The organism is Pseudomonas sp. 3MA1, from assembly GCF_029237275.1.
Classification (GTDB): domain Bacteria; phylum Pseudomonadota; class Gammaproteobacteria; order Pseudomonadales; family Pseudomonadaceae; genus Aquipseudomonas; species Aquipseudomonas fluorescens_AP.
This window is the reverse complement of sequence record NZ_JAACFX010000004.1, coordinates 396882-417842: the sequence shown is the minus strand read 5'-3', so window position 1 is coordinate 417842 and position 20961 is coordinate 396882. Positions and strand designations below refer to the sequence as shown.

Annotated in this window: 20 protein-coding genes; 8 read left to right on the top strand and 12 right to left on the bottom strand. The window is 64.2% G+C overall.

The window, feature by feature from the left end:
• Positions 1 to 20: 20 nt before the first annotated feature.
• Positions 21 to 776, top strand: a complete 756-nt coding sequence (locus GWQ44_RS14415; RefSeq protein ID WP_016963301.1) for an ABC transporter substrate-binding protein — start codon at positions 21 to 23, stop codon at positions 774 to 776.
• An 84-nt stretch (positions 777 to 860) separates the two neighbouring features.
• Here the strand turns inward: GWQ44_RS14415 and GWQ44_RS14410 are convergent, their stop codons facing one another.
• The 5 genes from GWQ44_RS14410 to gpmI form a co-directional block, all read right to left on the bottom strand.
• The gene (locus tag GWQ44_RS14410; RefSeq protein WP_275927612.1) at positions 861 to 1667 is read right to left on the bottom strand and encodes a divergent polysaccharide deacetylase family protein; all 807 of its coding nucleotides are present in this window, start codon (positions 1665 to 1667) and stop codon (positions 861 to 863) included.
• Positions 1668 to 1782: 115 nt separating this feature from the next.
• Positions 1783 to 3093 (bottom strand): S41 family peptidase, encoded by a 1311-nt coding sequence (locus GWQ44_RS14405; protein WP_060842223.1) that lies wholly within the window; start codon positions 3091 to 3093, stop codon positions 1783 to 1785.
• A gap of 31 nt (positions 3094 to 3124) precedes the next feature.
• On the bottom strand, positions 3125 to 4411 hold the full coding sequence (locus GWQ44_RS14400) for a murein hydrolase activator EnvC (protein WP_047301110.1): 1287 nt from the start codon (positions 4409 to 4411) through the stop codon (positions 3125 to 3127).
• A 162-nt stretch (positions 4412 to 4573) separates the two neighbouring features.
• On the bottom strand, positions 4574 to 5494 hold the full coding sequence (locus GWQ44_RS14395; RefSeq protein ID WP_275927611.1) for a DUF1460 domain-containing protein: 921 nt from the start codon (positions 5492 to 5494) through the stop codon (positions 4574 to 4576).
• Between the two features lie 183 nt (positions 5495 to 5677).
• The gene (gpmI, locus tag GWQ44_RS14390; RefSeq protein WP_016963305.1) at positions 5678 to 7219 is read right to left on the bottom strand and encodes a 2,3-bisphosphoglycerate-independent phosphoglycerate mutase; all 1542 of its coding nucleotides are present in this window, start codon (positions 7217 to 7219) and stop codon (positions 5678 to 5680) included.
• A gap of 165 nt (positions 7220 to 7384) precedes the next feature.
• Between gpmI and GWQ44_RS14385 the strand changes: the two genes are divergently transcribed.
• From GWQ44_RS14385 to secB, 3 genes are read left to right on the top strand one after another with little or no spacing between them, the layout of a single operon-like run.
• On the top strand, positions 7385 to 7798 hold the full coding sequence (locus tag GWQ44_RS14385; RefSeq protein ID WP_016963306.1) for a rhodanese-like domain-containing protein: 414 nt from the start codon (positions 7385 to 7387) through the stop codon (positions 7796 to 7798).
• On the top strand, positions 7798 to 8052 hold the full coding sequence (grxC, locus tag GWQ44_RS14380; RefSeq protein ID WP_016963307.1) for a glutaredoxin 3: 255 nt from the start codon (positions 7798 to 7800) through the stop codon (positions 8050 to 8052). Before GWQ44_RS14385 ends, grxC begins: the two co-directional genes overlap by 1 nt.
• Before the next feature lie 42 nt (positions 8053 to 8094).
• Positions 8095 to 8577 (top strand): protein-export chaperone SecB, encoded by a 483-nt coding sequence (gene secB / locus GWQ44_RS14375; protein WP_016963308.1) that lies wholly within the window; start codon positions 8095 to 8097, stop codon positions 8575 to 8577.
• A gap of 184 nt (positions 8578 to 8761) precedes the next feature.
• On the opposite strand, the gene trmL is transcribed toward secB, so the two are convergent.
• Positions 8762 to 9217 carry a tRNA (uridine(34)/cytosine(34)/5-carboxymethylaminomethyluridine(34)-2'-O)-methyltransferase TrmL gene (gene trmL / locus GWQ44_RS14370; RefSeq protein WP_016963309.1) on the bottom strand — a complete coding sequence of 152 codons (456 nt, stop codon included), beginning with the start codon at positions 9215 to 9217 and terminating at the stop codon, positions 8762 to 8764.
• On the opposite strand from trmL, the gene GWQ44_RS14365 reads away from it, so the two are divergent.
• Entirely contained in the window at positions 9216 to 9656 is a 441-nt protein-coding gene (locus GWQ44_RS14365) for a hypothetical protein (RefSeq protein WP_275927610.1), read from the top strand. The genes trmL and GWQ44_RS14365 overlap by 2 nt on opposite strands.
• A 691-nt stretch (positions 9657 to 10347) precedes the next feature.
• On the opposite strand, the gene ntrC is transcribed toward GWQ44_RS14365, so the two are convergent.
• Together ntrC and glnL are read right to left on the bottom strand one after the other, a co-directional pair.
• A complete protein-coding gene (gene ntrC / locus GWQ44_RS14360; RefSeq protein WP_016963311.1) occupies positions 10348 to 11784 on the bottom strand; it encodes a nitrogen regulation protein NR(I) in 1437 nt (478 codons plus the stop codon).
• Positions 11781 to 12866, bottom strand: a complete 1086-nt coding sequence (glnL, locus tag GWQ44_RS14355; protein ID WP_016963312.1) for a nitrogen regulation protein NR(II) — start codon at positions 12864 to 12866, stop codon at positions 11781 to 11783. The genes ntrC and glnL overlap by 4 nt, the downstream gene beginning before the upstream one ends.
• 363 nt (positions 12867 to 13229) lie before the next feature.
• On the opposite strand from glnL, the gene GWQ44_RS14350 reads away from it, so the two are divergent.
• Complete coding sequence (locus GWQ44_RS14350; protein ID WP_047301119.1) at positions 13230 to 14324, top strand: trifunctional transcriptional activator/DNA repair protein Ada/methylated-DNA--[protein]-cysteine S-methyltransferase; 1095 nt, start codon at positions 13230 to 13232, stop codon at positions 14322 to 14324.
• On the opposite strand, the gene GWQ44_RS14345 is transcribed toward GWQ44_RS14350, so the two are convergent.
• Together GWQ44_RS14345 and GWQ44_RS14340 are read right to left on the bottom strand one after the other, a co-directional pair.
• The gene (locus GWQ44_RS14345; RefSeq protein WP_179598615.1) at positions 14307 to 15731 is read right to left on the bottom strand and encodes an MFS transporter; all 1425 of its coding nucleotides are present in this window, start codon (positions 15729 to 15731) and stop codon (positions 14307 to 14309) included. The two genes, GWQ44_RS14350 and GWQ44_RS14345, sit on opposite strands and share 18 nt — an antisense overlap.
• A gap of 155 nt (positions 15732 to 15886) precedes the next feature.
• Entirely contained in the window at positions 15887 to 16786 is a 900-nt protein-coding gene (locus GWQ44_RS14340) for a LysR family transcriptional regulator (RefSeq protein ID WP_275927609.1), read from the bottom strand.
• Positions 16787 to 16897: 111 nt separating this feature from the next.
• Between GWQ44_RS14340 and GWQ44_RS14335 the strand changes: the two genes are divergently transcribed.
• Together GWQ44_RS14335 and GWQ44_RS14330 are read left to right on the top strand one after the other, a co-directional pair.
• Positions 16898 to 18619, top strand: a complete 1722-nt coding sequence (locus GWQ44_RS14335; RefSeq protein ID WP_275927608.1) for an acyl-CoA dehydrogenase family protein — start codon at positions 16898 to 16900, stop codon at positions 18617 to 18619.
• 35 nt (positions 18620 to 18654) lie between these two features.
• Positions 18655 to 19842, top strand: a complete 1188-nt coding sequence (locus GWQ44_RS14330) for a CaiB/BaiF CoA-transferase family protein (RefSeq protein ID WP_275927607.1) — start codon at positions 18655 to 18657, stop codon at positions 19840 to 19842.
• A gap of 9 nt (positions 19843 to 19851) precedes the next feature.
• Here the strand turns inward: GWQ44_RS14330 and GWQ44_RS14325 are convergent, their stop codons facing one another.
• On the bottom strand, positions 19852 to 20202 hold the full coding sequence (locus GWQ44_RS14325) for a hypothetical protein (protein WP_235436936.1): 351 nt from the start codon (positions 20200 to 20202) through the stop codon (positions 19852 to 19854).
• Between the two features lie 75 nt (positions 20203 to 20277).
• The gene (locus GWQ44_RS14320) at positions 20278 to 20832 is read right to left on the bottom strand and encodes a chorismate mutase (RefSeq protein WP_275927606.1); all 555 of its coding nucleotides are present in this window, start codon (positions 20830 to 20832) and stop codon (positions 20278 to 20280) included.
• Between the last annotated feature and the right edge of the window lie 129 nt (positions 20833 to 20961).

Sequence of the window (20961 nt, the reverse complement as noted above, 5' to 3'; positions counted from 1 at the left end):
ATGGATTCTGGTATCCCGTCATGTTCAAACCTCTTCTTGTGGTTGTCGCCAGCGCCACGCTGCTGCTGAGCACCCTGGCCCGCGCCGCTGATACCGCCGACACCTCCCTGGTGTTGCTGACGGAAAACTTCCCCCCCTACAACATGGCCAAGAACGGCAAGAACTTTGCCCAAGGCGAGAACATCGACGGCATTGCCGTGGATATCGTCCGCGAAATGTTCAAGCGTGCCGGGATCAATTACAGCCTGACCCTGCGGTTTCCCTGGGAGCGCATCTACAAGATGGCCCTGGAGCAGCCGGGCTATGGCGTGTTCGTCATGGCCCGCCTGCCAGACCGCGAGCCGCTGTTCAAGTGGGTCGGTCCCATCGGCCCGGATGACTGGATCATGCTGGCCAAGGCCGGCAGCACCATCAGCCTCGAATCCCTGGAGCAGGCGCGCAAGTACAAGATCGGCGCCTACAAGGGCGATGCCATTGCCCAGACCCTGGCCAAGCAGGGCCTGGCGCCCCAGGTGGTGCTGCGGGACCAGGACAACGCCAAAAAGCTGGTGGCGGGGCAGATCGATCTGTGGGCCACTGGCGATCCGGCGGGACGTTACCTGGCCAAGCAGGAAGGCATCAGCGGCCTCAAGACCGTGCTGCGCTTCAACAGTGCCGAGCTGTACCTGGCCCTGAACAAGGACGTGTCCGATGAGGTGGTGGCCAAGCTCCAGGCGGCCCTGGACGCGATGCGCGAGGAGGGGCTGGTGGAAGAGATCATGGGGCGCTATCTCTAGTTCAGCGGCAAATTGCAAGCGGCAAGCTACAAGTAACAGCAGGTCGGCGGCGTTTTGGCTTGCAGCTTGAGGCTTGCCGCTGCCCTATCTGTACTTGCCGTTCTTGCCATGCCCGGCCATGGCTTCGTTGCTGCGCAGGCTGATCATCGACTTGATATCGATCCACTCGATGCCCTGGGCCTTGAGCTTGGGCAGTTCGCGTTCGAGCACGGCCAGGGTCTGTGGATAAGGGTGGCCGATCATCACCGCCGAGCCCTGTTTGCGCGCCAGCTTGATCGCCGTCTGCAACTGCTGGGCAATCGCCGCTTCGGTGCGCTCGTCGTCCAGGAACACATCCCGGGAAACACTGGCCAGGCCGATCTTCTGCGCTTCGGCGGCGGCGACCGTCTGGGCGCTGGTGCGGCTGTCGACGAAGAATTTGTGGCGACGCTGCAAGTCGGCCATCAGCCAGGCCATGGCCTGGGGTTGGGCGGTCATGCGGCTGCCCATGTGGTTGTTGATGCCGCTGGTGTAGGGCACGGCCTGGAAGGCGGCTTCCAGGCGTTTTTGCAGCTCTTCGATGGGCAGCTCGGGGTGCCAGGCGAAGGGCCCGGTAGCCGGGTCCATGGGCATGTGCAGGATGACGATCTTGCCGGCGCGATGGGCTTCGCGGGCAAATTCGGTGGCGTGGGGCGTGTCGGGCATGATCGCCGTGGTCACCGGGCCCGGCAGGGCCAGTACGCGGCGGTCGCGGGGCAGGTTCTGGCCGAGGTCGTCGATGATCAGGCTCAGGTAGGCCGTGGGCGCGCTGGCGGTGGGTTCGGCGGCTTGGGTGGTCAGGGGCAAGAGGCACAGCAGGCTGAGCAGCGGGGCGCGGAGCGAGCGTAACAGGGGTGGGCAGCGGGAAATCATGGGAATAGGGATCAGGCCTTCAGGGCAATGGGCGCCCTGGCGGGCGCTTCGCTGGCAAGCCAGCTCCTACGCAAGCCGGCTCCTGTAGGAACCGGCTTGCCGGCGAAGGGTTCAATCACTTGCCGCGGGTAATGCTCAGCCCCTTGAGCAGGCTCAGGGCCTGGGCCAGTTGGTAGTCGTCATCCTGCGGCATCGGCTTGGCCTTGCTGGCCGAACCGCTCGGCTTGTCGGCGCCGCCGTTGCCGTTGCCCAGGTGACCCTGCAGGTCGGCTTCCTTGAAGTACTCGCCGTCCTGGGCCTCGCTGGTGATCTTGGCGCGGCGCACTTCGATGTCCGGAACGATGCCCTGGGCCTGGATCGAGCGGCCGTTGGGGGTGAAGTACAGCGCGGTGGTGATCTTCAGCGCGCGGTCGTTGTTCAGCGGCAGCACGGTCTGTACCGAGCCCTTGCCGAAGCTGGTGGTGCCCATCAGCACCGCGCGTTTCTGGTCCTGCAGGGCGCCGGCGACGATTTCCGATGCCGAGGCGCTGCCGCCGTTGATCAGTACCACCATCGGCACCGCTTCGCTTTCGTCCTTGCCGGTGGCGGAGAAGCGCAGCTCGGAGTTGGCGATGCGGCCCTTGGTGTAGACGATCAGGCCCTTGGTGATGAAGTGGTCGACCACTTCCACCGCCGCCTGCAGCACGCCGCCCGGGTTGTTGCGCAGGTCCAGGATGATGCCGTTGAGCTTCTTGCCGTTGTCCTTGCGCAGCTTGGCCAGGGCCTTGGAGACTTCCTCGCCGGTCTTGACCTGGAACTGGGTGATGCGGATGTAACCGTAGCCCGACTCCAGCAACTGGCTCTTCACGCTTTTCACCTGGATGGTGGCGCGGGCCAGGGTCACGTCGAACGGCGTGCCGCCGTCGCGCACCAGGGTCAGGGTGATTTTCTGGCCGATCTTGCCGCGCATCTTGTCCACGGCTTCGGTCATGGTCTGGCCGCGGGTCGGCTGGCCGTTGATCTTGACGATCAGGTCGCCGGCCTGGATCCCGGCCTTGGACGCCGGGGTGTCGTCGATCGGCGAGACCACTTTGATAAAGCCGTCTTCGGCGCCGACTTCGATACCCAGGCCGCCGAATTCGCCGCTGGTGCTTTCCTGCAGTTCGGCGAAGTCTTCCGGCCCCAGGTAGGCCGAGTGCGGGTCGAGGTTGCTGAGCATGCCCTTGATGGCATTCTCCAGCAGGGTCTTGTCATCCACGGGTTCGACATAGGCCGCCTTGATCCGGTCCATGACCTCGGCAAAGGTGCGCAGTTCTTCCAGCGGCAAAGGTGCCTTGGTGGTCGCTGCGGTCGCTGATTGAGCGGTTTCGGCGGCAAACGCCAGAGGCGCTCCGATCACCAGGGCGATCGTCAGGGCCAGCGAGGTAAGGCGGGACAAATGCAGCATGTCGAACGAACTCCTAATTTAGATGCAGCGCTTATCCTTGCGCGTGGCACCACTGTGCCGGGTCGCTGGGGCGGCCCTGCTGACGAATTGCAAAGTACAGCGCAGGAGTGTCCTGTCCGCCACTATTACCCACGGTGGAGATGGACTCTCCGGCCTTGACCACATCACCCGCTTCCTTGAGCAGGGTCTGGTTGTGTCCGTAGAGACTCAGGTAGCCGTTGCCGTGATCGAGGATCACCAGCAGCCCGGCGCCGCGCAGCCAGTCGGCGAACACCACCCGGCCACCGTGCACGGCGTGCACCTGGCTGCCGGCGGCGGCGCTGATCATCACCCCGTCCCACTTGGAACGGGAGTCATCGCCGCGGGTTTCACCAAAGCGTGCCAGCAATCGACCATCAACCGGCCATGGAAGTTTTCCCCGGGCCGCAGCAAATGCACCACCAAAGGACGGGCCGGCGCTGGAAACCAGGGCGCCGGGGCTTGATCTTGCGGGTTTGCGCGGCGCATCGCTGGCGTCGGCCTGGGCCTCACGCAAACGCTTTTTTTCCGCTTCCTGCTGGGCGATCAGCGCTTTCTGGCGCGCTTCCTCTGCCTCGCGGGCCTGGCGGGCCAGGGTTTCTTCAATGGTTTTCAGGACCTTGGCCAGGTCGGCCTGGTCCTGTTCGCGGGCCTTGAGCTTGTCGTCCCGGGCCTTCACGTCGTCATTGAGCTTGGCCAGGGCCAGTTGCCGCTCCTTGCGCACCTTGTCGAGTTCTTCGCGCTGGGTGTCGAGGCTGCTCTTCTGCACCAGCAACTGGGCCTGCTGCAGGGAAATGTCCTTTTCCACATTGGCCAGCTGACGCAGGGTTTCGTTGAAATTCTTCAACTGCTCCAGGCGCGCCTGGCTCAGGTAGTCGTAGTAGGTCAGGGTACGGGCGAATTTTTCCGGATTCTGCTGGTTGAGCAGCAGCTTGAGGTATTCCTGGCGCCCGTTCTGGTAGGCCGCGCGGGCCTGGATGGCGATCAGTCGCTGTTGTTCAGTGCGCGCGCTCTGGAGTTTTTTTTTCTCCTCATCGAGTCGCTGCAGCTCGGTTTCGCTTTTCTTCAGCTCTTTCTGCAGGGCTTCGACCTGCTTTTCCAGCTTGCCCATCTCGGTTTCGGTGCCGCGCAGTTCTTTCTGCACCCCGGATTTTTCTTCCTGCAGCTTGCCCAGCAGTTTCTTCAGCTCGGCAATGTCCTGACGAGTGGCGTCCAACTGTTGTTGGGTTTGCGCGCGCTCGTCGGCAAAGGCCGGTTGGAGCAGGCAGATCAGAGCAAGGGCAATCAGGGCGCGAAGCATAGAGGCGGGCGACACCAGGGAAAGGGACGGCCTAGTATGCCCGCCCATCGCGGCAAAAAAAACGCCTCAAGGCCAACTGCTTTGCGGCGTTCGTCATAAAAAGCCGTTTCCGGGCGGTTATTGGGCGATTTGCTATCAGCACGCCGCCGATTCCCGGGCTGATCAGCCAGACGCTTGCGCGTGGGGCGGATGCTGTTGCGCCTGGGCGCTGCTCTCTGAGGTGGAGGCAGGGTGATCGGCCAGGTCGGTTGGCCGGGCGCGCAGGACCACGATGCCCGGAACGTCGTGGACGTATTCCATGAACGGCGAGTCGATCACCACGCGCTGGTTCTGCTTCGAGGACGCGTTGCGCAGGACCGGGCCCTGGGCGGTCTGGATGAACAGCCCGGTATGGGTGACGTCCAGGCCCGCGAGCGGGGTGTAGATGCCGATGTAATCGCCGGTGCGCAGGCGGCTGAGCACATGCTGGTCGATCCGCGCGCTGGGAATGTAGGTGATGTCGCGTTCGGCCACGGGCAGGCCCGACAGGTAATGGCCGCCATCGGCCTTTTGATTGAGGTGCTTGGCGACGGTCACCGCATCGGCACCGAGCAGGGCGGTGACGTCATCGGCCAAGGGCTGCCCGGCCTGGGCCCAGTCGCTGAAGAAGTGTCGGCGGTTGAGGAAATTGATCTCGCCGTTGACGTAGCGAATCTGCACCAGGTTGTTGATGAAACCGGCCTCGTCGTGGGACTGGCGCAAGGCCTCGACGTAATCCAGGTAGGTAAAGCAGTCCAGGCCTCTGAAGTCGACCACCAGTTTCTCGGCCAGGGTCGCGGAGCCTTGCAGTTTGTTCGGCACATAGGGCGTCTGCAGGAACTCCCGTGAAATCAGGTCGTTCATCTGCCCGATGTCGGCCGCGTGCTGCTGGGGCTGGATCTGCAACAGCGCGTGCAGTTTGTCGGCGGTCAGCGGGTCCATGGTCACCCGGGTGTGTGGCTGCTCGGGCGTGCTGCCACGGGGATCTACCGACGGTTTTGCCGGAACCTGGCTTGCGCAGCCTGAGAGGAGGGAGGCTAGAAACAGCGTAGCCATCTTGTTCATGGGGATTCTCTCTGCGGGCATTTCCGATAACGATAATCATTATTCAGCAAGTGGCAGGGTTTGTCTGTTGCCGCGGTCATGCGCTTGAGCCTTTGCGCCGTGCCTTGAGGGCGGCGGGGTCGCGATGAAAAACGCCCGATGGGCTGCATCGGGCGTTTTTCATGCAACGGTCACCGGGCTGTTTCAGTGCGCGGGGTCGACCAGGATCGAGGTGCCGGTCATTTCCTCGGGCTGGGGCAGGTCCAGCAGCTTGAGCATGGTCGGCGCCACGTCCGCCAGCACCCCGCCTTCGCGGACTTTCAGGGCGCGCTTGCCGTAATAGATGAAGGGCACCGGCTCGGTGGTGTGAGCGGTGTGGGCCTGACCGGTGGAGGCGTCGGACATCTGCTCGACGTTGCCGTGGTCGGCAGTGATCAGGGCTTCGCCGCCGACCTTTTCCAGGGCATCGACGATGCGCCCGACGCACAGGTCCAGGCATTCCACGGCTTTCACCGCGGCTTCGAAGACACCGCTGTGGCCGACCATGTCGCCGTTGGCGTAGTTGACGATGATCACGTCATAACGCTGGTGCTCGATGGCATCGACGATCTTGTCGGTGACTTCAGGAGCGCTCATTTCCGGCTGCAGGTCGTAGGTGGCGACTTTCGGCGACGGAATCAGGATGCGTTCCTCCCCCGGGAACGGCTCTTCACGGCCACCGGAGAAGAAGAAGGTCACATGGGCGTACTTTTCGGTTTCGGCGATGCGCAGCTGGGTCTTGCCGTTTTTCGCCAGATAGTCGCCCAGTACGTTTTCCAGGCTGCCCGGAGCAAAGGCCGCCGGCGCGGGGATGCTGGCGGCGTACTGGGTGAGCATGACGAAGCCGGCCAGCTTGGGCTGGCGCGCGCGTTCGAAGTCCTTGAAGTCGTCCTCGACGAAGACCCGGGTCAGCTCGCGGGCGCGGTCGGCGCGGAAGTTCATGAACACCACGGCGTCGCCGTCTTCGACCTTGACCGGCTCGCCGATGGTGGTGGCCTTGACGAATTCGTCGCTTTCATCGCGAGCGTAGGCGGCTTGCAGGCCTTCCTGGGCGGTGGCGGCGTTGAACTGGCCCTGGCCGTCGACGATCAGGTTGTAGGCCTGGGCCACGCGGTCCCAGCGGTTGTCACGGTCCATGGCGAAGTAGCGGCCGATCAGGCTGGCGATGCGGCCCTTGCCCAGGGTCTTGAAGGTCTCGTCCAGCAGTTCGATGGACGACTGGGCGCTTTTCGGCGGCGTATCGCGACCATCAAGGAAGGCGTGCAGGTAGATCTTCTCGGCGCCGCGCTTGAAGGCCAGCTCGGCCATGGCGATCAGGTGGTCCTGGTGGCTGTGCACGCCGCCATCCGACAGCAGGCCGAGGATGTGCACCGCCTTGCCGGCGGCCACGGCCTTGTCCACGGCGGCGCAAATGGTCGGGTTCTCGAAGAACTCGCCGTCACGGATGGCCTTGGTCACCCGGGTGAAGTCCTGGTACACCACGCGACCGGCGCCCAGATTCATGTGGCCGACCTCGGAGTTGCCCATCTGCCCATCCGGCAGGCCGACGTCCATGCCCGAGCCCGAGATCAGGCCGTTGGGCATGCTGGCGCACAAGCGGTCCAGGACTGGCTTCCTGGCCGCATAGACGGCGTTGGATTCGTGGCTCTCGCTGTGACCGAAGCCATCCAGAATCATCAGGACCAAAGGTTTAGGCGTGGTAGTCATGGCGTCCACTCGTGGCTGGATAGGAAAGTGTTGAAAAAGGAGGTGTGGAAAAACGGAGTGGCAGTTTAAAGCGAAGTTCCGGTGGCGTCACCGCCGGGCGGGGTTTGGCCGACCTTGAGGGCTGTGTATACTGGCCGACATTTTAACGCCCTGGAACCTCCTTAGATGGTTGCTCACCTGATTCAATTCGCCACTGAACACTACTTGCTCGTCGGCGCCTTCGCCATCCTGCTGGCTCTGTTGATCGCTCATGAATTGAGCCGCGGTGGCCGCAGCCTCAGCACCCGTGAACTGACCGCGCTGGTCAACAGCGAGCAGGGCGTGGTGATCGATATTCGTCCATCCAAGGACTACGCCGCTGGCCATATCGTCGGCGCGCTGAACATTCCCCAGGACAAGCTGGTCGCCCGTGTCGGCGAGCTGGAAAAGCACAAGGCCAAGACCATCATCCTGGTGGACGCCCAAGGCCAGCACGCCGGCACCCACGCCCGTGAGCTGCTGAAGTCCGGTTTCACCGCCGCCAAGCTGTCCGGTGGTGTAGCTAGCTGGAAAGCCGACAACCTGCCATTGGTGAAGTAATGCCCAAGGTCATCGTCTACTCCAGTGATTACTGCCCTTACTGCTCGCGGGCCAAGCAACTGCTCGGGAGCAAAGGCGTAGCCTTCGAAGAGATCAAGGTCGATGGCAAGCCGCAGGTGCGCGCCGACATGGCCCAGAAGGCCGGACGCACGTCCGTGCCGCAGATCTGGATCGGCGCCACCCATGTAGGTGGTTGTGATGATTTGTTTGCCCTGGAGCGCGCCGGCAAGCTCGACGCGCTGCTGGCGGCCTGAAATTCCTAACCCTATTAGACCCAAGATCAAGAAGGATCTGAGATGACTGACCAACAGAACACTGCTGCTGCCGAAGACGAAAGCGCACCGCAATTCTCCCTGCAGCGCATCTACGTGCGTGACCTGTCCTTCGAAGCGCCGAAAAGCCCGGCGATCTTCCGTCAGCAGTGGGAGCCAAGCGTCGGCCTGGATCTCAACACCCGTCAGAAGGCCCTGGAAGCCGACTTCCACGAAGTGGTGCTGACCCTGTCCGTGACCGTGAAGAACGGCGACGAAGTGGCCTTCATTGCTGAAGTGCAACAGGCCGGTATCTTCCTGATCAAGAACCTGGACGAGGCTTCCATGAGCCACACCCTGGGTGCCTTCTGCCCGAACATCCTGTTCCCTTACGCTCGCGAAGCGCTGGACAGCCTGGTGACCCGTGGTTCGTTCCCGGCCCTGATGCTGGCCCCGGTGAACTTCGACGCGCTGTACGCCCAGGAACTGCAACGTCTGCAGTCCGCCGGCGAAAACACCGTTCAATAAGAGCGGCCCGCGGTACGAAAAAAGCGCCTGTAACGGCGCTTTTTTCATGCGTGAGCCTTAGCTGTGCAAACCCTGTAGCCGCTGCCGCAGGCTGCGATCGACCACGAAGTGGGCGCCGCGATGGTGCACCCAAGAAGGCCCTTCGGGCCTTGTCGCAGCCTGCGGCAGCGGCTACAGAGAAGGGTTACTTGAACCCCAGTTGCCGCCAGCCTTCATAGACCGCCACCGCCACGGTGTTGGACAGGTTCAGGCTGCGGCAGCCTTCGCGCATGGGCAGGCGCAGGCGCTGCTCGCCGGGCAGGGCGTCCAGCACGTCCGCCGGCAGGCCGCGGCTCTCGGGGCCGAACAGGAAGGCGTCGCCCTCCTTGAAGCTGGCGTCATGGAAGGGCCGCGAGCCCTTGGTGGTGAAGGCGAACAGGCGCGGATGGCCGAGGCTTTCCAGGCAACTGGCGAGGTCGGCGTGGCGTTGCAGGGTGGCGTATTCGTGATAGTCGAGGCCGGCGCGGCGCAGGCGCTTGTCGTCCATTTCGAAACCCAGTGGCTCGATCAAATGCAGGTGGCAGCCGCTGTTGGCGCACAGCCTGATAACGTTGCCGGTATTCGGCGGAATTTCTGGTTGAAAGAGGATGACGTGAAACATGCACGGCTCCGAAGAAAAAGATGGGCTGCATTCTACGCCTGAAGAGGACCCGCGACCGAAGCTTATGCTGCGGGTGTTCGGCTCGCTGGCGATTGTCGGGATGATGGTGGGACTGATGATTGGTCGACTGACCCAGCCCGATCCGGTGGAGTTGCAACAGGTCGAGGTGGCGGCCGATGGCCTGGTGGTCTGGTTCAACCACGAACCCAAGGTTCACGGCGAACATATCGATGGCACCGTCGCCTTGCTGTTCGATGCGCAAGGACGGGCGCATAACGGTCAGTTGCAGGTCAATCAGAAGACCGTGAACTGGCGGGTGCGGCTGGCGGACCAGGGCTTGCTGCTGAACCTGGTGGCTGCCCGGCCGCTGCGGGGCCAGTGGAGTGCCAGCCAGGTGGACGGGCGCTGGCGCCTGGCGATCCACCTGCAGGAGGAATAAAAGAGGGAAACCCCGGCCTGCCTGTACCAAGGCCCCCAAAAGCGGGAGGGGCTGATCGCCTGGGTGGGCGATGAGTCCCGGTGTAAAGAGGGGGATTCCCGGCCTGCCTGTATCAGGGTCCCCGAAAGGGTTGTGGGCGCGTCGCTCGCAGCGTGCTGAGCCCGGTGTTAAAGAGGGAAGCCCCAGCCTGCCTGTACCGAGGTTTCCGAAAGCTTGGGCGCGTCGCTCGCAGCGTGCTGAGCCCGGTGTTAAAGAGGGAATTCCCGGCCTGCCTGTACCGAGATTCCCGAAAACGTGGCCCGTCGCTGTGAGCGGGATGGGCCGGGTGTTAAAGAGGGGAATCCCCGGCCTGCCTGTACCAAGGTCCCCTAAACTGGGTGGTGACTGGATTAATGCAGAGGGCGTGCCAGTTTTCGCAATAGCCGCGTGTGCTGCCGTGAAAAAAGTTGAAAGCCCCGTAATCCGGGGCTTTTGGGTTTTCGACGGAGGGCTTTTCAGCGCTGAGGCCCGGGGTGTGCCCAGGATCGATGGCGCTGCAGCGCGCCTTCGGGCAGTGCATGCACCCCATCCTGGTGCACGCACATCCTCGTCGTAGGAGCCGGCTTGCCGGCGAAAGCGCCGGTCAGCGCTCTGCAAGGCTCAGGGGTCTTTTCGCTGGCAAGCCAGCTCCTACGTGCCGTGGGGCGGGGCTTCAGCCTTCTTCGCTTTCGTCCTCGTCGCCACCGTCGACCTTCATCCCCAGCTCCTTGATCTTGCGAGTCAGGGTGTTGCGGCCCCAGCCCAGCAGCACAGCGGCGTCGCGGCGGCGGCCGGCGGTGTGCTTGAGGGCGGTTTCGATCATGATCCGCTCGAAACTCGGCACCGCGCTGTCCAAAAGGCTCGATTGCCCACGGGCCAGGGCCTGGTCGGCCCACTGGCGCAGGGCCTGTTCCCAGTTGGTCACCGGTGCCGAATCCTGGGGCAGGCTGAGCAGCTCCGGCGGCAGGTCGCTGATGTGCACCTCGCGCCCCGAGGCCATGACGGTGATCCAGCGACAGGTGTTCTCCAGCTGGCGCACGTTGCCCGGCCACGGCAGGTTCTTCAGGTATTCCTCGGTTTCGTTCTTCAGCAGCTTGGGTTCCACCGCCAGTTCCTGGGCGGCGCGGCTGAGGAAGTGCTTGGCCAGGGTCGGGATGTCTTCGCGGCGGTCCGACAGGCGCGGGATATGGATGCGGATCACATTGAGGCGGTGGAACAGGTCCTCGCGGAACTTGCCGGCGTGCACCAGGGTTTCCAGGTTCTGGTGGGTCGCGGCGATGATCCGCACGTCGACCTTGACCGGCGTGTGGCCACCGACCCGGTAGAACTCGCCGTCGGCCAGGACCCGCAGCAGGCGGGTCTGGGTATCGGCCGGCATGTCGCCGATCTCGTCGAGAAACAACGTGCCGCCGTCGGCCTGTTCGAAGCGTCCACGGCGCAGGTTGGCGGCGCCGGTGAAGGCGCCTTTTTCATGGCCGAACAGCTCGGATTCCATCAGGTCCTTGGGGATCGCCGCCATGTTCAGGGCGATGAACGGCGAGGCCGCCCGCGGGCTGTGGCGATGCAGGGCATGGGCCACCAGCTCCTTGCCGGTGCCGGACTCGCCGTTGATCAGCACGGTGATGTTGGAGTGGCTCAGGCGGCCGATGGCGCGGAACACCTCCTGCATCGCCGGCGCTTCGCCGATGATTTCCGGGGTGCGGGCCAGGGTCGGTGCCACTTCCAGGCCCTGCTGCTCCTGGGCGTGCTGGTTGGCGCGCTTGACCAGCGACACCGCTTCATCGACATCGAACGGCTTGGGCAGGTACTCGAAGGCCCCGCCCTGGTAGGAGGCGACCGCGCTGTCCAGGTCCGAATGCGCGGTCATGATGATCACCGGCAGGCGCGGGTGCAGCTCGCGAATCCGCGCCAGCAGGTCGAGGCCGCTGGCACCGGGCATGCGAATGTCGGAAATGATCACGTCCGGCTGCTGGCGCGCCAGGCGACTCATCACCCCGTCGGCGCTGTCGAAGCTCTGGGTGGTCATGCCTTCCTGCTGCAGGGCTTTTTCCAGGACCCAACGGATAGAACGGTCGTCATCGACGATCCACACGGTTTCACTACGGCTCATGTCGATGGGGCTCCTTGTTCCAGAGGCAGAAAGATCGAGAAGGTGGTGTGGCCGGGATGGCTGTCACATTCGATCAGGCCCTGGTGCTGGCTGATGATGTTCTGGGTAATGGCCAGGCCCAGCCCGGTGCCGTCCGGGCGGCCGCTGACCATGGGGAAGAAGAGGGTGTCCTGCAGCTCGGCGGGAATGCCCGGGCCGTTGTCGATGATTTCGATCTTGGTCACCAGGCGATGACGCACATGGCCGATGGTGAACTGGCGCATGGTGCGGCTGCGCAGGGTGATGCGCCCCAGGCGCATTTCGTTCTGGCTGCTGATGGCTTGCATGGCGTTGCGCACGATGTTGAGCACCGCCTGGATCATCTGCTCGCGGTCGATCAGCACGTCCGGAATGCTCGGGTCGTAATCGCGCACCAGGGTGATGCAGCCCTGGCTTTCGGCTTCCACCAGGCTGCTGACCCGCTCCAGCACTTCGTGGATGTTGGTCGGCGCCAGGGACGGCAGCTTGTTCGAGCCGAGCATGCGGTCCACCAGGTTTCGCAGGCGGTCGGCCTCTTCAATGATGACGTTGGTGTAGTCCTTGAGGCTTTCCTCGGGCAGCTCGCGAGCCAGCAATTGGGCGGCGCCGCGAATCCCGCCCAGCGGGTTCTTGATTTCGTGGGCCAGGCCGCGCACCAGCATCTTGCTGGTTTCCTGCTTGGACAGCTGGGCCTCTTCCTTGGTGATGCGCAGCAGCCGGTCCCGGGGGTGGACTTCCAGCAGCAGCAAGGTGTCGCCATTGCTGAGGATCGGCGTTACCGCGTAGTCGACGGTCAGGGTCTGGCCGGTGAGGGCGGTGAGCATGGCTTCGCGCTTGGTAAACGGATGCGCCTGTTCCACCGCCTGGCGCAGGGAGCTCAGGGCCTCGGCGGATTCGGTGAACAGCTCGCTGATGAATTGCCCATGGCTGCGCTGGCCGCTGATGGCCAGCAGCATCTCCGCCGCCGGGTTCATGTACTCAAGGCGCAGGTCGGCGTTGAGCAGAATGGTGGCGGTGGTCAGGTTGTCCAGAAGCAGACGGTGCAGTGGGTCGCTGATGGTCATTCGGACCTCTTTTGGAGCAGGGCGAGCCGGAGCCGGTCCGGGATCGCGCGCGGGGTTAAAGCGCTGATGTGGAGAAAATGCAAAAACCAAACCAAGGCTCCGAAAAGAAGCGTTAGCGCCCTGAAACAGGCGTTTGAAGCCCGCTTACGTGGCGCTTTGCCAGCTTTGCCGGGTATTTTCGAACCAAAATGGGCTGGGAATGGTCTGTCGGTGCACGCTGTTGCACCAATATAGTGCATGAATCGTCAGGGCGCTTGGCGGCTGCCCGGATCGGCGAGAATCAACGCCCGTTTTTCAGCGGCAGCGCATAGAGCGTGGGTTTAGAGTGCTCGAACCCGACGCTTCAAGGTTTAGGATGCGGCCATGGAAAACGCCACTTTGCTGTTCCAGCTCCCCGATGACGACACCCTGTATCAGGCCCTTTTGGACCGCGACCCGGCTTATGAGGGCTTTGCGTTCGTCGGGGTCAAGAGCACGGGGGTGTTCTGCCGCCTGACCTGCGCCGCGCGCAAGCCCAAGCGCGAGAACACGGTGTTTTTCGGTTCGATCAAGGGCTGTGTCGAAGCCGGGTTTCGTGCCTGTCTGCGTTGTCGTCCGCTGGAACGGGCCGGGGTGCAGGAACCCTGGGTCCAGACCCTGCTGGAGCAACTGCACGGCGACCCCGAACGTCGCTGGTACGAAGACGATCTGACCCGGCTGGGGCTGGACCCGTCCACTGTGCGTCGCGCCTTCAAGCGCTACTTTGGGGTGACTTTCCTGGAAATGGCCCGCCTGCGGCGCATGGGCCAGGGCATGCAGCAGCTGGCAGGCGGAGAGTCGGTGATTGCGGCGCAGATCAGCGCCGGCTTTGATTCCGACAGCGGCTTTCGCCGGGCTTTTTCCCGTCTGGCCGGCCAGCCGCCGTCGAACCTGCGGGGGCGCGAGCTGCTCAAGGTGGACTGGTTGCAAACCCCCATCGGCGTGATGCTGGCGGTGGCCGACGCCCAGGTCCTGCATCTGCTGGAGTTCTTCGATCGCCCGGCGCTGGCCAGTGAGCTGCAGGCCCTGCAAAAGCGCAGCGGTTCCAGCATAGGTTTCGGGCGTTTCGCCCCGATCGACCAGATCGAGGCCGAACTGCAGCGTTATTTTGCCGGTGAGCCGGGCGGTTTCCACACGCCTCTGGCGATGAACGCCTCGCCCTTCACGCGCACGGTATGGCAGGCCTTGCGCGCCATTCCCCTGGGCAGCACCTGCAGTTATGCCGAGGTGGCGAGCCGGATCGGTTCGCCATCGGCGGTGCGCGCGGTGGCCCGGGCCAACGGCGCCAATCAGATCGCCATCGTCATTGCCTGCCACCGGGTGATCGGCAGCGACGGCACGCTCACCGGCTACGGCGGCGGATTGTGGCGCAAGCGCTGGCTACTGGAGCATGAGCGCCGCTTGCGCCCTTTGGCCGGTGGGTCAGCGAGCGGGTTGTAAAGGGGGCGCGGGAGTGGCCGCGGCGGCTGGAAGCTTATCCACAGGCCACTGAGCCGAACCCTGGTGATTGGCTTCGCGCGCCAGTTCGTCAGCATCCGCCTGTTCTGCCGTGGACAGTTCGGCGGCGTTGTGGCCGATGCGCTTGAGCAGGGCCAGCATGCACAGCAGCGAAACCAGGGCGTAGCAGGCCGAGGCGATGGCCACGCCGATGATGCTGCCGGTGCCATTGAGGATGCTTTGCGCCAGCATCGGGGTGGCGCCGCCGACCAGCAACGAGCACAGCTGGTAGGAGATCGACAGCCCGCTGTAGCGCACCCGGGTTGGGAAGGCGCGGGCCAGGATGCCGCCCACCGCGCCATAGAACATCGAGTGGGGCACCGTGGCCAGGCACATGCCGAGCACGGCAATCCAGTAGTTGCCGGTTTCCACGGCGAAGAACATCGCCGGCATCAGCAACAGCTCCGGCACCACCATCAGCACCATGGCCTTGCGCATGTCGATGCGCGACACCAGCACCGCCCCCAGGGGTTGGGTAATGAACTGCACCACCAGGGCGATGACGATCACGCTGAGGAAGCTGCTCTGGCTGTAGCCCAGCTCCTTGGTGGCCCAGGACAGGGCAAAGGTGCTCTTGAAGTAGGTGACGTGGATGATCGGCAGCACCCCGGCGCCCAGCAGCACCAGGCGCCAGTGGTCGCGCAGCACTTCGAGAATCGGCAGTTTGACGGTCTTTTTCTGCGCCATCAGGCGTTGCATGTCATCGGACTCTTCGAGCTTGAGGCGGATGACCATGCCGACGATCACCAGCAGTGCCGAGAGCAGGAACGGAATGCGCCAGCCCCAGAGCAGGAAGTCCGGCGCGGGCAGGGCGCTGAGGGCGAAGAACACCAGGGTCGCCAGCAGGTTGCCGGCCGGTGAGCCCTGTTGGGCGAAGGCGGCATAGAGGATCCCCTTGCCCTTGGGCGCACTTTCGCTGGCGATCAGGATCGCCCCGCCCCATTCGCCGCCCACCGCGATGCCCTGGATGATGCGCAGGGTCACCAGGGCAATGGGCGCCCAGATGCCAATCTGCAGGTAGCTGGGCAGCAGGCCGATGCAGGTGGTGGCTACGCCCATCATGATCAGGGTGATCACCAGGGTGGTCTTGCGGCCTATCTTGTCGCCCATGTGGCCGAAGATGATGCCGCCGATGGGGCGAGCGACAAAGCCGGCCCACAGGGTCAGGAAGGACAGCAGGGTCGCGGTGCCCGGGGGCAGGTCGGCGGGGAAGAAGACTTTGCCGAACACCAGGGCGGCGGCAATTCCGTAGGCGTAGAAGTCGTACCACTCGATGGTGGTGCCGATGAACGAGGCGATGCCCGCCTTGCGGGCTTTCTTGTGGGCGGCAGCTTCCAGGGCGGCGGTCATGTGCAACTCCTGCTTGTTATTGTTATGGGCGCACCGGCAGGGCGCATGGGCTTCATGCAAGACCCGACCGCTGGGAGCCTATACAGGCAGGAATCGAAAAATATAATGATTAAATCTTATGGTTTGATACGTGATTTCGTATCGCCGGGCAGCGCTCAGACCTGGGTGGCTGGCGGTTGCAGCAAGGATCTGAACAAGGCGAGGAAACTGTCGGCGGCGGCCGAGGGTTTGTCCGGCAGATGGATCGCCAGAATCTCCGAAGGCGCGCCCTGACCTTCAATCTCGCAGCACGTCACCCCCGATTGGCCGAGCAGGGCCAGGGTCTGGGGCACCAGTGCCACCCCCATCTCATGGGCCACCATCGCCACCACGGTTTGCCAGAGCCGGGTTTCGTGGCGAATGCGCGGGCTGAACCCGGCGGCCACGCAGCGGGCGATGATCAGGTCGTGGTAGTGCGGCGAAACCTCCCGTGGAAACAGGATGAAATCATCATGGGCCAACTGTTTCAGGTCGACCCGCGCCTGCCCGGCCAGCGGGTGAGCCTGGGGCAGGCAGCAGAGAAAGGGTTCGGTCAGCAGGGTTTCACTGTGGATGCCGGCGGCGAAGGTGCCGGCGTGAACGAAGCCGATATCGATCTGCCCGCGTTGCAGGGCCTGAGCCTGGTCGGCACTGTTCATTTCCATCAGCACGATCTCGGTGTCCGGATGATCGCGCTCGAAGGTCTTGACCGCCTGGGGCAGGCCACGGTGCAGGATCGAGTTGACGAAGCCCAGGCTCAGGCGCCCGGCAAAACCTTCGGCCGAGCGCTGGGTCAGGCGCCGAGCCTGGTCGGCCCGCAGCAGCAGGTAGCGCGCTTCGCCCAGCAGCACCTGGCCGGCGTTGGTCAGGCTCACGGACTTGTTGTTGCGGTTGAGTAACTGGATGTCCAACTGCCCTTCAAGCTTCTTGATGTCGAAGCTCAGCGCCGGTTGCGAAATGCACAGCCGCTCCGCGGCGCGCCCGAAGTGCAGTTCCTCGGCCACGGCGACGAAGTAGCGCAGTTGTTTGAGGTCCATGGGGAGGCTGCCCTCTACGATATGATTTTCTTATCGTAGTTGATGGATTTTGTATTAGATAGTTATCGATGGCGACTCTAGTCTCGGCCTAAAAAAACCAGGAGACGCGCCATGACCGCCGAGCCCCGCCCCATCGAAGACAGCCTGAATATCCCCGACAGCCGTGGCATCAACCTGTTTGCATGTGACGCCGGCCTGGCCGCGCTGCTCCAGGTCTATCTGCCGCCGGCGGTCTATCAGCGGTGGTTGCCGACCCTGCAGCGCCTGGGCGCCCGGGCCGGTGGCGAGTTGGATGTGCTGGCCCTGTGCGCCGACAAGCACCCGCCGGTGTTGCAGCCCCGTACCCGGCGCGGCGAGAACCTGCAAAGCATTGCCAAGCACCCGGACTACGTGGCCCTGGAGCGGGTGGCCTACGCCGAACTGGGCCTGGCCGCCATGAGCCATCGCCCCGATGCTCCGCTGCCGCTGGTCAAGTACGCCCTGACCTACCTGTTCGTCCAGGCCGAGTTCGGCCTGTGCTGCCCGGTGAGCATGACCGACTCCCTGACCCGCACGCTGCGCAAGTTCGGCGCGCCCGAGCTGGTGCAGCGCTACCTGCCGCAGTTGCAGTCCCAGGATTTCGACGAGCTGTTCCAGGGGGCGATGTTCATGACCGAGCAAGCCGCCGGCTCCGACGTCTCACGCACCGAAACCCGTGCCCGGCTGGAAGAGGGCCAGTGGCGCCTGTATGGCGAGAAATGGTTCTGTTCCAACCCGGACGCGGACCTGGCCATGGTCCTGGCACGGCCGGAAGACGCACCGTCCGGCATGGCCGGGGTGACCCTGTTCCTGCTGCCGAAAGTGCTGCCCGATGGTTCGCGCAACCTGTACCGGATCCAGCGCCTGAAGGACAAGTTGGGCAGCCGTTCCATGGCCAGCGGTGAGATCACTCTGGAAGGCGCCACGGCCTACCTGATCGGTGAGGTCGGCCGCGGCTTTCAACAGATGGCCGACATGATCAACATGTCGCGCCTGTCCAACGGCGTGCGCGCGGCGGGGCTGATGCGCCGGGGCCTGAGCGAGGCGCTGTACATCGCCCGTCAACGTCGGGCGTTTGGCAAGTACTTGATCGAGATGCCGCTGATGCAGCGCCAGTTGCTGAAGATGATGCTGCCTACCGAACAGGCGCGCTCGATGTTCATGCAGATCGCCACCTTGCTGCCCCGGGCCGATGGCGGCGAGGAGATGGCGCGCAAGTGCGTGCGGATTCTTACGCCGCTGATCAAGTTCCGCGCCTGCCGCGATGCGCGCCGGGTGACCGGCGATGCCATGGAGGTGCGAGGCGGGGTCGGCTACATCGAGGAGTGGAGCGATGCCCGGCTGGTGCGTGATGCCCACCTGGGGTCGATCTGGGAGGGCACCAGCAACATCGTCGCCCTGGACATAGCCCGGGCGGCGACCCGGGAGCAGGCGCTGGAGCCGTTGCAGGGCTATCTGGCCGGGCTTTTGGCCGAGGCCGATTTGCCGGAAGCCAGCCGCAAGCTGTTCGACTCGGCGCTGCTGCGCACTGTGACCAGCTTTCATACGGTGGCGCAACAGCGCCGGGACGAACAGGTGCGTCAGGCCGGCAGTGTGCTCTATCACCTGACCAGCGCGATCTTCATGGCCTGGGAGGCCACGCGCCAGGCCGCGGATTATCGGCGCCTGGCCCTGGCTCACCTGGTGCTGGCGCACAAGGTCCTGCCGCGCGATCCCCTGAGCCTGGAACCGGTTATCGATGCCGAACTGCTGGCGCGGCTGGCCAATGAAGGCCCGTTGTCCCAGGCCGAAGCCATGCAATTGCTGCCGGCCTGAAGGCGCGCCCTTTGCCGATTTTCCGGAGTCCTCACATGAAGCAAGCCCAAGGGGCCCTGGCGGGCCTGAAAATCATCGACCTCAGCCGCGTGCTGGGCGGTCCCTACTGTTCCCAGGCCCTGGCTGACCATGGCGCCGAAGTGATCAAGCTGGAGCCCTTGAGTGGTGACGAGACCCGTGGTTGGGGGCCGCCGTTCGAAGGTGATGACGCCTCGTACTTTCGCGGTATCAACCGCAACAAGCAGGGGATTGCGGTCGACCTGTCGCGCCCCGCAGGCCTGGAACTGCTGATGCAGTTGCTGGAAGGCGCCGATGTACTGATCGAGAACTTCAAGCCGGGCACCCTGCAGCGTTGGGGCATCGGTTTCGAGGAGGTGCTGAGCTTGCGCTTTCCGGCATTGATCCACTGCGGAATTTCCGGCTTTGGCGCCGATGGCCCGCTGGGCGGGCTGCCTGGTTACGACGCGGTGATCCAGGCCATGGCCGGCTTGATGAGCGTCAACGGCGAAGGCGAGGGCGGGCCGCTGCGCATCGGCTTGCCGATTGTCGATATGGTCACCGGCCTGAATGCCCTGGCGGGGATCCTGCTGGCCCTCAACGAGCGCCAGCGCAGCGGCCGCGGGCAGTCGCTGGACATCTCCCTGTACGATTGCGGCGTGTCCTTGCTGCATCCTCATTTGCCGAACTACTTCGCCGCCGGCAACACGCCCAAACGCACGGGCAACGCCCATCCCAACATCGCTCCCTATGACAGCTACCGTACCGCGGGCGAGCCGATTTTCCTGGCGGTGGGCAACGACCGCCAGTTCGCCCGGCTGTGCCAGGAACTGGGGGCCGGCGCGTTGCTGGAGGACCCGCGCTTTACCGACAACGGCCAGCGCTCGGTTAATCGCGAGGCCTTGAAGCAGGCGCTGGAGCAGCATCTGGCCGCTCACGATGGGGCCGCGCTGGCGCCGCGGTTGATTGGCCTGGGGGTGCCGTGCGGCTCGATCGCCACGGTGGACCAGGTGGTGGCTCATCCCCATACCCGGCATCGCGGCCTGCTGGTGGAGATAGGCGATTATCGCGGCGTTGGTTCACCGGTGAAGCTCTCGCGAACGCCGGCCAGCTATCGCACTGCGCCACCCAGGTTGGGCCAGGACACCCGCGCGGTGCTGCAGGGATTGGGGCTGGATGAGCCGACGATTGCCAAATTGCTGGCCAGTGGCGTGGTGCGCGGCTGAGGCCCCTGATCAGCGACGGTGGGCGCGCAGCAGGGTGAAGGTGATGCTCGGGCTCTGTTGCAGCACCCGCGTGCCCTCAAGGATCTGCACCGCCAGGCGATGTTGGCCACGGTCGATGTTCACCAGCGCCAGCTCGGGGCCCCGGCTGGTGGCGCCATACGCCTGATCGTCCAGCAGCAGGCGCAGACGATGCTGCGGTTGCAGGTCCGGGGCCAATAGCACCCGCACATTGAAGCTACCGTTGTTGGCCCGCAGCGCGCCGTGCTCGGGCACGCCGAGCACCTGCAATTGCGCATAGGGCTCTGCGCAGGCGGGCAGGGCTGTTATCCACAGCAGGCAAAAGGCAGCAATGCGCATCATGCTGAGTCCGCTCGTTGAAGGGCTGCGGTTGAAAGGCTCCAGCATAGGGTGCGACCGGGCATGGCGCGGGCGTGGTTAACCTTTGAACACACATAACTCGGCGGTGGCGCGGACCATCGTCAGCTGCCGCAAAGGGTCGTTGCTGGCGGCCTGATTGGCCCGGGCCAGCCATTGCGGGCATTGCGGGTCGGTCTGGTACGGGGCGAAGTCAGCCAGTTGCTGCAGCAGGCGTTTTTGTAACTGATCGAGTTGTGGGCGGATCTGTCCGGCCAGGTCCTGGCGCGGGGTGTCCGGCGCCCGGCCTTGCAGGTGCCAGGCCGAGAGTCGGGCGTATTGCACCAGCTTGTTGGCTTCGATCTGGGCGGCGAAGAACTGCCCGACCGTTTCTTCGCTCAGGTGATAGGTGGCGGCCTGGGCCGTGGCACCGGCAATCACCTGCTGTTCCCGAGGGCGGTCCTCCACCGCCTTGTGGCTGTCCCATTTGCTCAGGGCCACCTGATCGGCCATGGTCAGGCGCTCACTGATGCTCTGCAGCAGTGGGGCGAGGGTTTGCGGTGCATCGTTGGCCCAGGCGGCGCTGGTGAGCAGGCTGCAGGTCAGGGCGAGGCACAGGTTGAGGCGCGAAGTCATGGGCGGGCTCGGCTGATGGGAAGGAGGACGCCCATGATGCACGCAACCACCCCGGGTCGGGCCAATGGGCGGGCATAAAAAAGGCCTCCCGAAGGAGGCCTCTCGATCACGCGGCTTGCGCCGGCGCTA

Excerpts from the sequence above, each read along its gene's own strand:
- GWQ44_RS14345 (WP_179598615.1), bottom strand. The coding sequence starts at position 15,731 with ATGACCGCCGCCCTGGAAGCTGCCGCCCACAAGAAAGCCCGCAAGGCG.
- GWQ44_RS14335 (WP_275927608.1), top strand. The coding sequence starts at position 16,898 with ATGACCGCCGAGCCCCGCCCCATCGAAGACAGCCTGAATATCCCCGAC.
- gpmI (WP_016963305.1), bottom strand. The coding sequence starts at position 7,219 with ATGACTACCACGCCTAAACCTTTGGTCCTGATGATTCTGGATGGCTTC.
- GWQ44_RS14320 (WP_275927606.1), bottom strand. The coding sequence starts at position 20,832 with ATGACTTCGCGCCTCAACCTGTGCCTCGCCCTGACCTGCAGCCTGCTC.
- GWQ44_RS14385 (WP_016963306.1), top strand. The coding sequence starts at position 7,385 with ATGGTTGCTCACCTGATTCAATTCGCCACTGAACACTACTTGCTCGTC.
- GWQ44_RS14405 (WP_060842223.1), bottom strand. The coding sequence starts at position 3,093 with ATGCTGCATTTGTCCCGCCTTACCTCGCTGGCCCTGACGATCGCCCTG.
- grxC (WP_016963307.1), top strand. The coding sequence starts at position 7,798 with ATGCCCAAGGTCATCGTCTACTCCAGTGATTACTGCCCTTACTGCTCG.
- glnL (WP_016963312.1), bottom strand. The coding sequence starts at position 12,866 with ATGACCATCAGCGACCCACTGCACCGTCTGCTTCTGGACAACCTGACC.
- GWQ44_RS14340 (WP_275927609.1), bottom strand. The coding sequence starts at position 16,786 with ATGGACCTCAAACAACTGCGCTACTTCGTCGCCGTGGCCGAGGAACTG.
- GWQ44_RS14325 (WP_235436936.1), bottom strand. The coding sequence starts at position 20,202 with ATGATGCGCATTGCTGCCTTTTGCCTGCTGTGGATAACAGCCCTGCCC.
- GWQ44_RS14365 (WP_275927610.1), top strand. The coding sequence starts at position 9,216 with ATGCACGGCTCCGAAGAAAAAGATGGGCTGCATTCTACGCCTGAAGAG.
- GWQ44_RS14415 (WP_016963301.1), top strand. The coding sequence starts at position 21 with ATGTTCAAACCTCTTCTTGTGGTTGTCGCCAGCGCCACGCTGCTGCTG.
- GWQ44_RS14330 (WP_275927607.1), top strand. The coding sequence starts at position 18,655 with ATGAAGCAAGCCCAAGGGGCCCTGGCGGGCCTGAAAATCATCGACCTC.
- GWQ44_RS14400 (WP_047301110.1), bottom strand. The coding sequence starts at position 4,411 with ATGCTTCGCGCCCTGATTGCCCTTGCTCTGATCTGCCTGCTCCAACCG.
- ntrC (WP_016963311.1), bottom strand. The coding sequence starts at position 11,784 with ATGAGCCGTAGTGAAACCGTGTGGATCGTCGATGACGACCGTTCTATC.
- GWQ44_RS14410 (WP_275927612.1), bottom strand. The coding sequence starts at position 1,667 with ATGATTTCCCGCTGCCCACCCCTGTTACGCTCGCTCCGCGCCCCGCTG.
- trmL (WP_016963309.1), bottom strand. The coding sequence starts at position 9,217 with ATGTTTCACGTCATCCTCTTTCAACCAGAAATTCCGCCGAATACCGGC.
- secB (WP_016963308.1), top strand. The coding sequence starts at position 8,095 with ATGACTGACCAACAGAACACTGCTGCTGCCGAAGACGAAAGCGCACCG.
- GWQ44_RS14350 (WP_047301119.1), top strand. The coding sequence starts at position 13,230 with ATGGAAAACGCCACTTTGCTGTTCCAGCTCCCCGATGACGACACCCTG.
- GWQ44_RS14395 (WP_275927611.1), bottom strand. The coding sequence starts at position 5,494 with ATGAACAAGATGGCTACGCTGTTTCTAGCCTCCCTCCTCTCAGGCTGC.